The following is a 413-nucleotide window of genomic DNA, read 5'->3' on the forward strand; positions in this document are numbered from 1 at the left end:
GTGTTGGGAGTCGAGAAAGATCACCATAAAGATCTCCCGCTCCTCGCCCGTGAGCTGGCTTTGTAAAAATTCCCTCGTCATCTCCGGGCTGAGTAAAGGGCTTTCTTCACGCATCCGTACGTTGTAGTAACGCCGCGCCAGTTCGGCAATCCCCTTTAACTGGGCGAATTTCGCCACGCCAATTCCATGAACGCCACTAAATTGCTCATATTCAGAGGTTAACAAGCCATAAAGAGAGCCGAAATTCTCCAGCATCTCTTTTGCCAGGGTTAATACATCTTTACCGCGCGTTCCGGTACGCAGAAATAGCGCCAGCAGCTCGACATCCGTTAAGGCGCTAATACCAAACTTCAGCATTTTTTCGCGCGGCATCAACAGCTGTACATTGTTTTTCACCTTCACCTCCTTTGTGG

General features: G+C 49.6%; 1 protein-coding gene. It reads right to left on the bottom strand.

The window, feature by feature from the left end; genetic code table 11:
* A partial coding sequence (radC, locus tag E0L35_RS25780) for a DNA repair protein RadC (protein ID WP_138801753.1) occupies positions 1-396 on the bottom strand: 396 nt, incomplete at its 3' end.
* Between the last annotated feature and the right edge of the window lie 17 nt (positions 397-413).

The organism is Halomonas sp. ATBC28 (assembly GCF_005937175.1).
Classification (GTDB): domain Bacteria; phylum Pseudomonadota; class Gammaproteobacteria; order Pseudomonadales; family Halomonadaceae; genus Vreelandella; species Vreelandella titanicae.